The organism is Exiguobacterium sp. 17-1 (assembly GCF_023096305.1).
Classification (GTDB): domain Bacteria; phylum Bacillota; class Bacilli; order Exiguobacteriales; family Exiguobacteriaceae; genus Exiguobacterium_A; species Exiguobacterium_A sibiricum_A.
Genome location: NZ_JALIGJ010000006.1, coordinates 132,612 through 146,374, shown reverse-complemented (window position 1 = coordinate 146,374; position 13,763 = coordinate 132,612). Strand labels below are relative to the sequence as shown.

Sequence of the window (13,763 nt, the reverse complement as noted above, 5' to 3'; positions counted from 1 at the left end):
GATATATCATCGTTAATGTTCGTTTTTAACAAACTTTTGAGATTAAGGTGGTCTTTGACTCATGTTTAAACTTTCAGCACACGATACAACGGTCAAACGTGAAATTCAAGCTGGTTTTATCACGTTCATCACAATGGCTTATATTCTTTTCGTCAACCCAACTATTTTGTCCGAGGCAGGGATTCCACAAGATCAAGCTTTCTCGGCAACGATCATTGCTACGCTGATCGGAACGTTATTAATGGGATTCTATGCCAACCTACCGATTGCCGTAGCACCAGGAATGGGATTAAACGCTTATTTCACGTATACACTTGTCATCGGTGAAAAAATTCCATACCAAACGGCTTTATCAGTTGTCTTCGTCGCCGGTATCATTTTTCTTTTGTTGTCGCTGTCCCCTTTGCGGACTAAGTTGATTGAAGTCATTCCGACTACACTTAAATTAGCAATCACTGGAGGAATCGGTTTGTTCATCGCTTCCCTCGGTTTGAAGATGTCCGGTATCCTTGTGGCAGATCCGGCTACCTTGATTACAATCGGCTCTTTAACGTCACCGGAAGCTCTAATCACATTAGTTGGCTTACTGGCAGCTGCTATTCTGACGGTTAAGCGCGTTCCGGGCGGACTGTTGTACGCTATGATTTTATCCGGATTGCTCGCTTTCTTGACCGGTGAGTTGACGTTCTCGAAAACTTTGATTGCTTTACCGACTTTACCGGAAGGCATTGTTGTCGCGAATCCGCTCACTGCCGTTCAAGATGTCATTCAATATGGACTTTTCAGTGGTGTTCTTTCGTTTGTGCTCGTCACGATGTTTGATACGACCGGAACGATGGTCGCAGTCGGCGAACAGGCTGGACTGATCGAAGAAGACGGATCACTTAAAAACAGTGAACGTGCCCTGTTATCTGATTCAACGGCGATGATTGCCGGAGCTATGTTTGGAACAAGTCCGACAACGGCCTATGTCGAATCGGCTTCCGGTGTCGCAGCGGGTGGACGAACCGGCTTGACCTCTGTCACGGTCGGAATCTTGTTTGCGCTGTCAGCAGTGTTTGGTCCAATCGTTCAATCGATCTCGAGTGTTCCTGCTATTACCGCACCGGCCTTACTTCTTGTAGGTGCCCTGATGTTGCAAAACATCAAACAAATCGAGTGGGAAAATTTCAGCGAAGCCTTTACCGCGTTCATGGTGATCATCATCATGCCGCTATCCGGCAGTATCGCAACAGGTATCGCGTTTGGATTCATCATCTACCCGATCATGAAGGCCGTTCAAAAACAACGTGTTCACTTTTTGATTTATCTGTTTGCCGTTCTATTTTTCATTCAATTGTTTTTCCTTCATTAAAAAAAGCGTGTTGCTTCCAATTTTTGTTGGAAGCAACACGCTTTTTTATTATTTCTTCATTTTTTCCCATGTCTTCGTAAAGTCCTGTAACATCTCTTCCGATGTTTTTTGTTTTCCTACGTATGCCTGCATGATGGCACCAAATTCATTGACAGCACCGTCCGGGTATTTAAACCAGTTCCACGAGATGGTTTTATCTTCTTTAGAGTACTTGATGATATCGTCAGCAAGTGGTCCAAGATCGGCTGCTTCGATTGATTTGAAGGCCGGGATGAATTTAAATTTGTTGACCATGTAATCTTTTCCTGTATCAGATGTCGCCATCCACTCGAGGAATTTTTTACCTTCTTCTTTGTTTTTTGAATTTTTGTTAACAACCCAGTTGTTCGGTACACCAACCGGAAGACGGTCCATTTTTTCTTTATCGTCATTGATCGGCATCGGAATGAAGCCCATCTCGATATCCGGATTGACATCTGTAATCAATTGTTGCGCCCAGTTTCCTTGTTGAATCATTGCTGTTTTCCCTTCAGCAAACTGAGAAACTTGTGTATTGTAATCCGTCGTCAACGGATTTTTGTTTCCGTATTCGATCGTCAAATCAAACAAGTTCATGAATTCTTTGAATTGTTTGTTGTCTTCGAACTTTCCTTTTCCAGAGTTCAAATCGGCAATGAACTGATCCGGATCATCCTGTTGCGCCATCGGGATATTCATCAAGTGGTTTCCAAGGATCCACCACTCGCCGTATCCGATTGAGAATGGCGTGACACCATCCGCTTTCAGTTTTTTAGATGCTTCCGTTAATTCTGTTAAGGTTTTTGGTAACTCTGTAATACCGGCTTTCTTAAAGATTTCTTTATTGTAGATAAAACCATAACCTTCCAGGTTCATCGGCATACCATAAAGTTTCCCGTCAATCGTCATTGGTTCTTTCGAGAGGTCTGTTAAATCACTGACCCATTTTTCATCTGAAAGATCTTCCAATTTGTCTTGCCACGTTTTTGCTTCTGTAAATCCACCGTTGTTAAAGACATCCGGTTCATTCCCTGAAGCAAACTGTGATTTTAAGGCCGCGCCGTAATCCGATCCGCCACCGACCGTTTGAACAACGACTTTTACGCCCGTTTCTTTTTCATAGGCCTTCGCCATCTTTTCCATGTCTTTTGCGATTTCAGCTTTAAATTGGAATACGTTGAGGGTCTTCCCGTCCTTAGAAGAGCCACTGTCCTTTGAGTCATCACTATTGAGTGTTCCACCGCCACCACATGCTGCAAGTGCTACGACCATTGCGGTCGTCATAACTGGTAGTGCTGCCCATTTACGTTTACGCATTCGGATACCTCCCTGATTTTCGAGTTGATAATCGTGCTACGCTTTTACAATAAATGAAAACGCTTGCAATAAAAACGGATAATTTTGTCCGGTGCGGTGGAAAATATTGAACAATCGTTATCCGATTAAAAAAGTCGGGATTAGTGTATGATGAAAGTAGATACTACTTCACGAAGGAGTTTGATGCAATGTCCCTACAATTCACGATTTTATTGATTGGTTTATTGTTATTCACGGCAGTCTGGACGACGAAATTATCCAGTCGCCTTAACATTCCCGCTCTCTTGATTTTCATCGCACTTGGTATGATTGCCGGTAGTGATATTACCGGTTTCATTCGATTCGATGATGCGGAGCTGGCACAATTGCTTGGTACCGTCGCTTTAATTGTCATCTTATTCGAAGGGGGACTTCAGACCGCCTGGAAAGAAGTCAAAACGGAGCTTGCGCCTTCCCTTTCACTTGCGACGTTTGGTGTCTTCATCGCAACGACGATCGTCGCTGTCGCCTCCCACTACATTCTCGGCTTCAGCTGGGCCAATGCCTTCTTATTAGGAGCCATCGTCGGGTCGACGGACGCTGCCGCGATTTTTTCAGTGCTCAGCGGACAATCCGTCCGGCGAAAAGTCGGGTCGACGTTAGAACTCGAATCCGGAACAAACGATCCGATGGCTGTTTTTCTGACCGTTTTCTTCCTTGAATTCGTTACGAATCCAAAGGACGCTTCACTGGTTTCCGGTTTAACGTCTCTTGTCTGGGAAATGATGATTGGATTATTGCTTGGTCTGTTCATCGGCTGGATTGCCTCGACGTTACTCAATCGGATTGACCTCAGTTCATCCAGTTTTTATCCGATTCTGTTGATGTCTTTTGCTTTTCTTTCATTTGGTATTGCCGACACCGTTCATGCCAGTGGGTTCTTAGCTGTTTACGTGACGGCTATTTATATTAGCAATCATGAGTTGGTCTACCGCCAGACGCTCGTCCGTTTCACGATGAGCATGGCACACTTGGCGCAAATCGGAATGTTCATTGTGCTCGGATTACTCGTGTTCCCGAAACAGCTGCTTGATCCGCAGGTGATCCTATCATCGATTGCCCTCGCTTTGATTTTAATCTTTATCGCTCGTCCAGTTTCGGTCTGGCTCAGTCTCCTTCCTTTTAAATATTCTTGGCAGGAAAAAGTGTTTGTCTCTTTTGCCGGTTTAAAAGGAGCCGTTCCGATCATTCTCGCAACCTATCCACTCGTTGCCGGAATCGACAATGCCGGAATAATCTTCAACATCGTCTTTTTCACTGTTCTTTTATCCACGTTGATCCAAGGGAGTATGTTGACCTTCCTGGCGGACCGGCTTCATTTAAACGAAACAGGTTCATCCACGATTCAAACGGTCATTGAGTTCATGTCGATTGGTAAACCCAATGCTGAAATCATTGAATTGACGATTCCTAACTCTCATCCGTTTGTCGGGAAAGCCATCTCGGACATTGATCTGCCGCAGGAATTTTTAATCACGGCCATCATTCGGGACGATCAAATCGTGACGCCACGGGGCGATACGATTTTTGAAGGCCGGGATCAATTGCTTCTATTAACACCAAAACATCGTATTAAAACGCTTAAACGTTTTTTATTCCCGCAAAAAGAAATGACAAAAAAGAGCTGACACCGCTGTCAGCTCTTTTTTGTCATTTCTCTTAACGCTTTGATTTAAAGCGGCGATACAAAATGTATCCGATGATTCCGACGACGATAATACCGAGAATCCACCATAACTCCTGTTCGAGTCCTTTCAACATGGACTCTGCCCGCTCCACTCCAAACTTTTCTCCCAACCACACATAGAAGAATGACACCGGGAATAACCCAATGCTTGAGGCCAGTAAGTAACGTTTGAAAGACAAATTGAATAAACCACACGGAATGGAAACGACAGAACGAACAACCGGGAAAAATCGGCCAAACAATGCTGACCAGGAACCGTATTTCGATACGATCCGTTCTCCTTGAACGATTTCCCGTTCCTTAATCATTAACCATTTTCCGTAGCGAATCAAAATTGGACGTCCGGCATAACGACCGAGAAAATAAAATAACGTCGCCCCCATCAGACTGCCGAGGAAACCAATCAAGACGGCTGCAGTCCATCCAATCGTTCCGTTCGAAACATAGAGACCGAGTACCGGCAAACCGACTTCAGCCGGAATTAATTCCGTCCCGAGCCCCAGAATCATAATTCCTAAAAACAGCCAGAGATTCGACTCTCCGGCTGAGAACAACCATTCTAACATCCAACCACTCCTCTAATTCAGCCTCGTGCAGGACGAAGAAGATAATAAATGATGACGACGAGCGTCGTCCAGACTCCTGTAAAGATCCCGATGATTCCGACGATAAAGAAGCCAAGTGCCATCATTGATCCCGTGCGTTTGTAATCGCGCCACATCGTCCGTAATCCTTTAATGTTAAACCAAAGGAAAGCTACGAAAAGTACGGCAAACACTAATCCTGTAATGAGTATCGCTGACATGTCTTCACCTCTCTCTTATTAGTTCATATGCCCATTATAACTTGTTTTCACACGTCTTTCCTCAGTCTGAGGTCGGATGAACTTATTTTAACGCATAAAAAACATCCTGCTGGCCATGAATTCATGGCCAGCAGGACGTTTTGAATTATATCTATCAGTACATCACTCGTTCTTACAGCAGGTGCACACCTTGCTCACGGTACGACACGCGTGTTTCTTCCGACCAGACCGATGCTTGAACTTCACCGATATGACGTTTCTTCAAGAGGAACATCGCCATCCGGGATTGTCCGATTCCTCCACCAATCGTCAGCGGAAGTTTCTCTTCCAATACACCCTGATGGAACGGGAAATCAAGTTTCGCATGTTCGCCTGTTGTTTCGATCTGTGCCAGTAACGTCTCCCGATCAACACGGATACCCATCGACGAAAGTTCGAACGCCCCGATTTCCGGATGGTGGACTAAAATATCACCGTTGAGCGTCCAGTCATCATAGTCAGCCGCTCGACCATCATGTTTTTCTCCGGATGCCAGCGCACCGCCGATCTGCATCAAGAAGACTGCACCATACTCTTTCGTCACTTCCGTCTCCCGCTCTTTTGTCGAAAGACTCGGGTACGCATCTTCAAGATCTTGTGTCGTCATGAAATGGATCGTCTCCGGCAAAATCGCTTCGATCGCGAGCTTCTCTTCGACTTCACGTTCCACTTGACGAATTGATTCATAAATCGCACGAACCGTCGTTTGCAGATAGTCAATCGTCCGCTCTTCTTTTGTGATGACCCGTTCCCAGTCCCACTGATCGACATGAATCGAATGGGTTTCATCCAATACTTCATCACGACGGATGGCATGCATTAATGTGTATAAGCCTTCGCCTTTTGAGAATCCGTACGTGTGGAGTGCTTGGCGTTTCCACTTCGCAAGAGATTGAACGATTTCGAGTTCTGCCTGATGGTCAATCGCATCAAAGCGGATGACGCGTTCGATTCCGTTTAGATGATCGTTGACTCCGAGTGTGCTTTCGACGAATAATGGCGCTTCGACGCGTGTTAATCCAAGTTGTGCTGAGAATTGCTCCTCGAAGCGTTTTTTTACGAGTGTGATGGCTTCCTGTGTCTGTTTCATCGATACGAGTGTTGTCATGGTAATCTTCCTCCTCAATTGTGTGTTTGAAAAAGAAGCCATAAAAAAGAGCCCTTCTCTCCCAAGAATATGGGACGAAAGACTCGGTTCCGCGGTACCACCCATGTTAACAGCTCAGCTGCTCACTCAAAAGACTGATGATCAATTATCATCTCAATCTTCGGCCATATGATAACGGACAGGCAACTCCGGCTACGCCTACTGACTTCAGTGTTCGGGTAGCGACTCCGGGATGTTCTTCGCAACTTGTTTCCGACTGGGCTCTCACCGTCCCCAGCTCGCTAATTCGGTATTACAAGATGTTACTCTTCCCTTCAACGTCGTTGTTACAATTGAATTGAGAACATCGTACACCATCCGGCAAGCATTTGAAAAGTCCTTTTTTCAAAAAAAAATAAAATAATCTGACTAATCAGATTAGCTAATCCGAAGAAAAACGTTCCCGCAGAAGCGAGAACGCGCTTACAATTTATTTGATTGAACCACTCGTAATTCCTTGAATAATTTGTTTTTGCATCGCGAAGAAGAAGAGTAACAGCGGAATAATTCCGAGGATCAGCCCCGGCAGTGCCAAGTCCCACTGCTTCGTATACTGACCGAAGAAATAGAACGTCGCGAGCGGAATCGTCCGCAGTTCGACATCACGCAACATGAGTGATGGCAACAAGAAATCATTCCAAATCCACAGTGTGTTCAAGATGACAATCGTCACCGTAATCGGTTTAAGCAATGGGAACACGATCCGCCAAAAGACTCCCCACTGCGAACAACCGTCAATGATGGCTGCCTCTTCAATCTCTTCCGGGATCGACTTCATGAATCCGTGATACAAGAAAATTGATAACCCGGAACCAAAACCAAGATACATCAAAATCAGACCCCAATAACTGTTTTGCAGACCGAGGTCACCCGACAACTTCGATAACGGAATCATAATCGATTGGAACGGGATGATCATCGCCGCGACAAATAAGAAAAAGATGATTGTCGATAACCGACTTTTCGTCCGAACGAGTTTCCATGCAGCCATCGAACAAAAAATGACAATAATCGCATTTGCACCAACGGTAATGATGACAGAGTTCAGAAAAACTTTTCCGAAATTCATCGCTTCCCAGGCATCTGTATAGTTCGAGGTGATCCATTCTTTCGGAAGCCCCGATGTATTCGTAAAGATGTCACCCTGTGTCTTAAATGAATTTGAAACCACATAATAAAATGGAATCATGTACAGTAAACCCATTAATAGTGCGGCAATCTCCACGGTTCCAAGACGCACGGAATAACGACCACGCTTTTTCGGTGCCGGTTTCTCCGGCGTCAGTTCCGGTTTCGGTAAAGGTTGTGCGGTACTCATGCTTCCACCTCCCGTTTTTTCGTCAAATAGACTTGGGTGACCGTGATCGCGGCAACGACGACAAAGAAGATGATCGCTTTAGCAGAACCGAGACCCAGATTGTTATTTGTAAACGATTCTTTATAGATGTTCAGCGCAAGCATTTCTGTCGATTTGAACGGACCACCATTTGTCAGCGATAAGTTCGTATCGAATAATTTAAAGGACCAAGAAATCGTCAAGAACAGGCAAATCGTGACGGATGGCATAATCAGCGGAATCGTAATATTCCGCAACGTGGATAATCGATTGGCCCCATCAATTTTTGCTGCTTCAATCAGCTCCTGCGGGACATTTTGCAGGGCAGCGATGTAAATAACCATGATATATCCTCCGCCTTGCCAGATTGAGACGATGACAATGCCCCAAAAACCGGTTCGGGCATCACCAAGCCAAGGGAGTTCGAATAAACTCCATCCTGTCAGTTCACCAATCGACGCAAATCCTTTAACATAAATAAACTGCCAAACGAATCCGAGAATCAATCCACCAATCAAGTTTGGCATGAAGAAAATCGTCCGTAAGAAGTTTCGTGTCCGAATATTTTGCGTGAGTAAAAACGCTAAGATGAATCCGACTAAATTCGTTAAAATCACGGCAACGACGGTATATTTCGTCGTCAGCCAAAAGGACTGCTGAAACTGTTCATCCACTGTAAAGAGACGGACATAGTTGTCAAATCCAATCCAATTTAATTCGCCGGTAATCCCGTTCCAGTCCGTGAATGAATACATGACACCATTAAAAAAAGGTACGAGAACAATCACTGCGAACACCAAAAAGACGGGTCCGACAAACATCCAAAATTCAAGTCCGCGCTTTACTTTTTTCTTATTGCTTACTGCCATTGCTCATCCCTCCTCTATCCCTAGCCTACGCAACTTTCCATAAAATGAAAACGCAACCATTTGACACATTGGGTGGAATATATTGAACGATTATTTGGCGTGTCTGTTTCAGATGAGCTACTATTAAGGAAATATAGAGAAATTCATCTTGAGAGGAAGATTACGCCATGGAAAAAACCATTCGTTCTGATTTAGAAATTGCCCAACAAACAATTCTACGACCGATCTCCGAAATCGCTGAACATATCGGATTGACCGATGCGGATTATGATACGTACGGAAAATACAAAGCGAAGTTGACGGACGGACTAGCTGAACGATTGGCGACGAATACGGACGGGAAACTGATTCTTGTCACGGCGATTAATCCGACGGCTGCCGGAGAAGGAAAATCGACAGTAACGGTCGGACTTGGTCAAGCGCTGCACCGCCTCAATCATAAAACGATGATCTGTTTACGCGAACCGTCTCTCGGACCGACGATGGGATTAAAAGGCGGAGCGTGCGGTGGTGGTTACAGTCAAGTCTTGCCGATGGAAGAGATTAATCTTCATTTTACGGGCGACATGCATGCCATCACATCAGCTCACAATACAATCAGTGCTCTGCTCGATAATCATCTCCATCAAGGGAACGACTTACGGATCGATCCGCGTCGCGTTACGTGGAAACGTGTCCTTGACCTCAATGACCGGGCCTTACGACAAATTACAATTGGACTCGGTGGACCGGCTCATGGTGTTCCGCGTCAAGATGGATTTGATATTACGGTCGCTTCGGAAATCATGGCCGTTCTCTGTCTCGCCGATTCCATTACCGATTTAGAAGAACGGATCAGCCGGATTGTTCTCGCGTATTCGTACGATCAACAACCGATTACAGTTCAGGATATCGAAGCTTCTGGTGCTGCGACATTACTTTTAAAAGAAGCCTTCCGTCCAAACCTCGTCCAAACGGTCGAAGGTACGCCGGCTTTGATCCATGGTGGACCGTTCGCCAATATTGCCCACGGCTGTAACTCGCTGATTGCGACACGTACAGCCTTGAAGCTGAGTGATTATGTCGTCACGGAAGCCGGATTCGGAGCAGATCTCGGAGCTGAAAAATTCTTTAACATTAAATCCCGGATCGGTAATCTGCATCCGGATGCGGTTGTCATCGTTGCGACCGTACGTGCGTTAAAAATGCACGGTGGCGTTGCAAAAAATCAGTTGGCGGAAGAAAATTTATCCGCTTTGGTCGAAGGATTGGCTTTGCTCGAGAAGCACGTCGAGACAATGGATTTGTTCGGCGTGCCGGCCGTTGTCGCCTTGAACCGTTTCTCGAGTGATACCGATACAGAGCGCGATACGGTGCTCGAATGGTGTCGTGAACGTAATATCCGTGTCGCTGAAAGTGAAGTATTCAGCCAAGGCGGGGCCGGTGGAGAAGTACTGGCCGAACAGGTATTTGAAGCTTTGAAAGAAGAAAGTCAATTTACTCCGCTTTATCCGTCTGAACTGCCGCTGACACAAAAAATCGAACGGATTGCCAAACGGGTCTATGGCGCAGCAGATGTCCACTTTGAAGAAAAGGCATTACGCGAGCTTGAGCGCTGCACCGAGAACGGACTGGGCCATTTACCGATTTGTATGGCGAAAACGCCTTTCTCGTTAACAGATGATCCAAGCAAATACGGACGTGTCGAAGGATTTACGATTACTGTCCGCGAAATCAAACCATCCATCGGTGCGGGGTTCATCGTCGCCTTGACCGGGAATGTATTAACCATGCCGGGTTTACCGAAAACACCGGCTGCCAATAAGATGGGAATTTCTGAAGACGGAACCATATACGGACTTTCTTAATCAGGGAAGGATGATAGATGTGACAATCGACCATACACACTGGATCGCATCAGACGGCTACACGACGACGATGCATCTGCTAGAAGCTAACGCTCCAAAAGGAATCGTCATTGTTTTTCATGGAATGATGGAGCACGGTGCGCGCTATCAAGAGTTTGCCGAGTTCCTTTATGCCCATCATTACCACACGGTCATTCCGGATTTACGCTGTTTCGGTACACGTGCGCAACAACTGGACTCGCTCGGACATCTGGAGCCGGAATACGGTTTTGCGCAGTTGATGCAGGATGCTGAAGAACTGGTTTACGATATCAAGGACCGTTATCCGGATTTACCGGTTTTCGTGTTTGGTCACAGCTTCGGTTCACTCATTTCAAGACGCCTTGGCCAAACGCTTGGACATGAGTTAGCAGGCGTCATTGCAAGCGGTCCTCCGACGGACAGTGGATTACTCGGAACCGTCAGTCAAAAAATTGTCGGACGACTCATTGAACAAACTTCTTCTGAGCACCCGGCAGAAGCACTCAGCAAGCTCATTTTTGGTCGGTATAACTTACGTTTCTTCCCGGCACTCTCACCGAATGCCTGGTTATCCTCCGACCCTCAATCGGTCTTACGTTACGATGAAGATCCTTTGTCAGGACAAACCGTGACACTCGGCTTTTTTCACGAGTTACTGGCGGCGACCAAATCCGTCAATTCACTGGCTCACCTGTACCAACATCCGCGTCACTTACCCTTGCTGCTGATAGCCGGAGAAGATGATCCGGTTGCTTTTGACGGCAAAGGAATCCACACCCTGTTTGATGCCTATAACCGTGTTCGTGTTGAAGGGGTCCAACTCACGGTCTACCGCGGATTGCGGCATGAGTTATTCCACGAGTTTGAGCGGATTCGTGTTTTTGCGGATATCGCGGGTTGGCTGAACAAGCAAGTCGGATCACATTCTCTTTCCTCCATGCGTAAACAAGGACATCAATAATTATTAAAAGAGGCTGGGACATAACTGGATGATTTTATAGAAAAAGGCCTTCGAAACGAAAAACGTTTCGAAGGCCTTTTCATTTCTAAAGCCGAATTATGTCTCAGCCTCTTTTCAATCAATGAATCCAGTTCAACGATAAAATCATCGCTTCGATTTCTTCTAATTCCAATGACTCACGATCTGCAGAATACGTTAATAGAACAAGTCGTTCTCCGTCTGAGTATGCATAAATCCGGATAAAGACGTCTTCTTCTTTTCCGTCTACAGCAAGAAGTGCTTCTTTAGAAGAATTCCGACGTGCTTCAAGTGGTCCAGTCAGCTCAATTCCAAATTCTTCCACCAATAAGTTGATTTCCTGTTCTGCCGCTTCAAAAGGTGTCAGTTCTTCTGTGTCCGACTCGTAGATGGATAACTGTAACGTTCCCATCGCGTTTTCTTCCGTCGAATAAAAACTGACGAATGTTTCCTCTTCTTGATATTCAAACGTTTTTGGATATTGCAGTGTAATCCAATTATCGACCGTGTACTGTTTCATATGATTTCCTCCATTCGATTTATCTCGTCAAAATGTATGCCTGTCACGGCTAGTTGTTGGAAACACCGCGCTAGCGTATCCGAGAGGAAAATACGTTCCGTACGTTCATCCCGCAAGATGTGGTGGGGACCAAGCGATGTACTGATGATTCGCTCCGTCATGAAGTAGACTTGTTTTTTCCGAAGAGTGCGGAAAATCTCCGTCTTATGTAGATGTTCCACCCGTCTTACCGCTAGAATATTGATGAGATAGTAATTGATGAGTCCCGTTCGCGTCTTCAGTTGGACACGAAGACATTGGACGGAAAACGGTGTCAGCCGCTCCAATATCTGTTTCATCCGTTCAGATACTAATGGGATCCTCAATTCGTTCGGAAGCACGTCCGGTAGCATATCTGCATCCTGTTCGATTGAAAAGGCAAGTAAGCTTGCGTTAAGAAACCACTCTCCTGTCGTGAAGCGATAACGATCGATTTGATGGTGACATGTCGCCATCCATCCTTTTCCCATCAGCTGTTCGCTCCAAACTCGAACTTTGTTCACCAGTCATTCGCTCCTCTTTCCATCCTCAGCCACTCACTCTCGTTACAGGAAGCTCATGTAAACGATTTAGCTCTTATTATTGTACACATAAAATCTAAAGAATTACCTTTTTTCATAAAAGTTATGGAAATAAACGCTTTGCTATGCTACTATATTTCATGTAGCAACTTTTGCGGGTGTAGTTTAGTGGTAAAACCTCAGCCTTCCAAGCTGATGATGAGAGTTCGATTCTCTTCACCCGCTCCAATTTATGACATAACATAGGTCAACGACACATAGGTCAACGACTTTTATGCCCTCGAGGGCGGACGGCTTGCAGCTTGCAAGCCGTCTTTTTGTTTTCTCCAGGATACATTTTGCCTGCTTTCGGGTATAGTTCGATATAAAACGTTACAACAAGAAAAGAGGAGGACTGTCATGATTCAAATGAAGATGCCCGGTGTCACGGTCTACCAAAGTACATTAATGAAAACGACCTCGACCTTGATTGAGACACCCGACTGTCTGATTGTCGTTGATCCGGGTTGGTTACCGGATGAAATCGCAACGGTCCGCCGCGATGTGGAAATCATCCGACACGACCGTCCTCTTTATATCGTTTATACCCATGCTCATTTTGATCATATATTAGGTGCCTATGCCTTCAAAGATGCGATCGCGATTGCGTCTCGCCGCTTTGTGGATGTGGACCGGATGGCAGCACTGGAAGAAGTCCAAAATTTTAATGACGAATACTATATCGAGTCCCCTGTCCTTTTTCCGAATATTACACATGTCATCGAAGAATCAGAAACGACGTTGACAATCGGTAAAACTAAATTGATTTTTTTCCTGACTCCCGGTCATGAATCCACCCATTTATCGTTTGTGGTGATGCCGCTCCATATCCTCGTCTGTGGGGACTATGCCTCCGACGTCGAAATTCCTTTAATTGAACACGACTCGGGTGAATATTTAACGACACTCGAATTACTTGAGTCGTTCATTTATGAGTATGAAGTAAAGCTGCTTATTCCAGGACACGGTCATATTTGTGATGTTCGCACGGAAATGATTGAGCGCCTTCATTTGAGTTACGACTACATCTTGGCCTTACGTGCACATAAGGAGTCGGACTGGTCTCCCTCGTGGCAACGAACGTCCTTCATGGGGCGGTTGCATGAAAAAAATAAACGGCAGATTATAAAAGAGCAAACCGAACAACTCGCCCGGCGTCAATACGATTAAAACAAAAAGACAGACT

Annotated in this window: 13 protein-coding genes, 1 tRNA gene and 1 other annotated feature; of the genes, 6 read left to right on the top strand and 8 right to left on the bottom strand. The window is 45.4% G+C overall.

The window, feature by feature from the left end:
• Positions 1-61: 61 nt before the first annotated feature.
• Positions 62-1,354 carry an NCS2 family permease gene (locus MUN34_RS14650; RefSeq protein ID WP_026829183.1) on the top strand — a complete coding sequence of 431 codons (1,293 nt, stop codon included), beginning with the start codon at positions 62-64 and terminating at the stop codon, positions 1,352-1,354.
• A gap of 48 nt (positions 1,355-1,402) precedes the next feature.
• On the opposite strand, the gene MUN34_RS14645 is transcribed toward MUN34_RS14650, so the two are convergent.
• On the bottom strand, positions 1,403-2,689 hold the full coding sequence (locus MUN34_RS14645) for an ABC transporter substrate-binding protein (protein WP_114596851.1): 1,287 nt from the start codon (positions 2,687-2,689) through the stop codon (positions 1,403-1,405).
• A 188-nt stretch (positions 2,690-2,877) separates the two neighbouring features.
• On the opposite strand from MUN34_RS14645, the gene MUN34_RS14640 reads away from it, so the two are divergent.
• Entirely contained in the window at positions 2,878-4,356 is a 1,479-nt protein-coding gene (locus MUN34_RS14640) for a potassium/proton antiporter (protein ID WP_026829185.1), read from the top strand.
• 31 nt (positions 4,357-4,387) lie between these two features.
• Here the strand turns inward: MUN34_RS14640 and MUN34_RS14635 are convergent, their stop codons facing one another.
• From MUN34_RS14635 to MUN34_RS14615, 5 genes are all read right to left on the bottom strand, one after another.
• Positions 4,388-4,981, bottom strand: coding sequence for a DedA family protein (locus tag MUN34_RS14635; protein ID WP_026829186.1), 594 nt, complete (start codon positions 4,979-4,981; stop codon positions 4,388-4,390).
• 17 nt (positions 4,982-4,998) lie between these two features.
• Positions 4,999-5,220: a hypothetical protein gene (locus MUN34_RS14630; RefSeq protein WP_026829187.1), complete on the bottom strand. Its 222-nt coding sequence runs from the start codon at positions 5,218-5,220 to the stop codon at positions 4,999-5,001.
• 172 nt (positions 5,221-5,392) lie between these two features.
• Positions 5,393-6,367, bottom strand: coding sequence for an aspartate--ammonia ligase (asnA, locus tag MUN34_RS14625; RefSeq protein WP_026829188.1), 975 nt, complete (start codon positions 6,365-6,367; stop codon positions 5,393-5,395).
• Positions 6,368-6,434: 67 nt separating this feature from the next.
• Positions 6,435-6,694, bottom strand: a binding site (T-box leader).
• Positions 6,695-6,836: 142 nt separating this feature from the next.
• Positions 6,837-7,724, bottom strand: a complete 888-nt coding sequence (locus MUN34_RS14620) for a carbohydrate ABC transporter permease (protein WP_034770025.1) — start codon at positions 7,722-7,724, stop codon at positions 6,837-6,839.
• Entirely contained in the window at positions 7,721-8,611 is an 891-nt protein-coding gene (locus MUN34_RS14615) for a carbohydrate ABC transporter permease (protein WP_026829190.1), read from the bottom strand. The genes MUN34_RS14620 and MUN34_RS14615 overlap by 4 nt, the downstream gene beginning before the upstream one ends.
• Positions 8,612-8,778: 167 nt before the next feature.
• On the opposite strand from MUN34_RS14615, the gene MUN34_RS14610 reads away from it, so the two are divergent.
• Both MUN34_RS14610 and MUN34_RS14605 read left to right on the top strand, forming a co-directional pair.
• The gene (locus tag MUN34_RS14610) at positions 8,779-10,458 is read left to right on the top strand and encodes a formate--tetrahydrofolate ligase (protein WP_247858181.1); all 1,680 of its coding nucleotides are present in this window, start codon (positions 8,779-8,781) and stop codon (positions 10,456-10,458) included.
• A 10-nt stretch (positions 10,459-10,468) separates the two neighbouring features.
• Entirely contained in the window at positions 10,469-11,440 is a 972-nt protein-coding gene (locus MUN34_RS14605; protein ID WP_247858180.1) for an alpha/beta fold hydrolase, read from the top strand.
• Positions 11,441-11,558: 118 nt separating this feature from the next.
• Here MUN34_RS14605 and MUN34_RS14600 read toward each other — a convergent pair whose 3' ends face one another.
• Positions 11,559-11,978 (bottom strand): hypothetical protein, encoded by a 420-nt coding sequence (locus MUN34_RS14600; protein ID WP_026829193.1) that lies wholly within the window; start codon positions 11,976-11,978, stop codon positions 11,559-11,561.
• Positions 11,975-12,520 (bottom strand): imm11 family protein, encoded by a 546-nt coding sequence (locus MUN34_RS14595; RefSeq protein ID WP_247858179.1) that lies wholly within the window; start codon positions 12,518-12,520, stop codon positions 11,975-11,977. The genes MUN34_RS14600 and MUN34_RS14595 overlap by 4 nt, the downstream gene beginning before the upstream one ends.
• A gap of 172 nt (positions 12,521-12,692) precedes the next feature.
• Between MUN34_RS14595 and MUN34_RS14590 the strand changes: the two genes are divergently transcribed.
• Positions 12,693-12,766: transfer RNA gene (locus tag MUN34_RS14590), tRNA-Gly, on the top strand.
• A gap of 171 nt (positions 12,767-12,937) precedes the next feature.
• Positions 12,938-13,747, top strand: coding sequence for an MBL fold metallo-hydrolase (locus MUN34_RS14585; protein WP_026829195.1), 810 nt, complete (start codon positions 12,938-12,940; stop codon positions 13,745-13,747).
• The last annotated feature ends 16 nt before the right edge of the window (positions 13,748-13,763 follow it).

Coding starts and splice junctions, on each gene's coding strand:
- MUN34_RS14645 (WP_114596851.1), bottom strand. CDS start 2,689: ATGCGTAAACGTAAATGGGCAGCACTACCAGTTATGACGACCGCAATG.
- asnA (WP_026829188.1), bottom strand. CDS start 6,367: ATGACAACACTCGTATCGATGAAACAGACACAGGAAGCCATCACACTC.
- MUN34_RS14605 (WP_247858180.1), top strand. CDS start 10,469: ATGATAGATGTGACAATCGACCATACACACTGGATCGCATCAGACGGC.
- MUN34_RS14620 (WP_034770025.1), bottom strand. CDS start 7,724: ATGAGTACCGCACAACCTTTACCGAAACCGGAACTGACGCCGGAGAAA.
- MUN34_RS14630 (WP_026829187.1), bottom strand. CDS start 5,220: ATGTCAGCGATACTCATTACAGGATTAGTGTTTGCCGTACTTTTCGTA.
- MUN34_RS14615 (WP_026829190.1), bottom strand. CDS start 8,611: ATGGCAGTAAGCAATAAGAAAAAAGTAAAGCGCGGACTTGAATTTTGG.
- MUN34_RS14650 (WP_026829183.1), top strand. CDS start 62: ATGTTTAAACTTTCAGCACACGATACAACGGTCAAACGTGAAATTCAA.
- MUN34_RS14635 (WP_026829186.1), bottom strand. CDS start 4,981: ATGTTAGAATGGTTGTTCTCAGCCGGAGAGTCGAATCTCTGGCTGTTT.
- MUN34_RS14585 (WP_026829195.1), top strand. CDS start 12,938: ATGATTCAAATGAAGATGCCCGGTGTCACGGTCTACCAAAGTACATTA.
- MUN34_RS14610 (WP_247858181.1), top strand. CDS start 8,779: ATGGAAAAAACCATTCGTTCTGATTTAGAAATTGCCCAACAAACAATT.
- MUN34_RS14600 (WP_026829193.1), bottom strand. CDS start 11,978: ATGAAACAGTACACGGTCGATAATTGGATTACACTGCAATATCCAAAA.
- MUN34_RS14640 (WP_026829185.1), top strand. CDS start 2,878: ATGTCCCTACAATTCACGATTTTATTGATTGGTTTATTGTTATTCACG.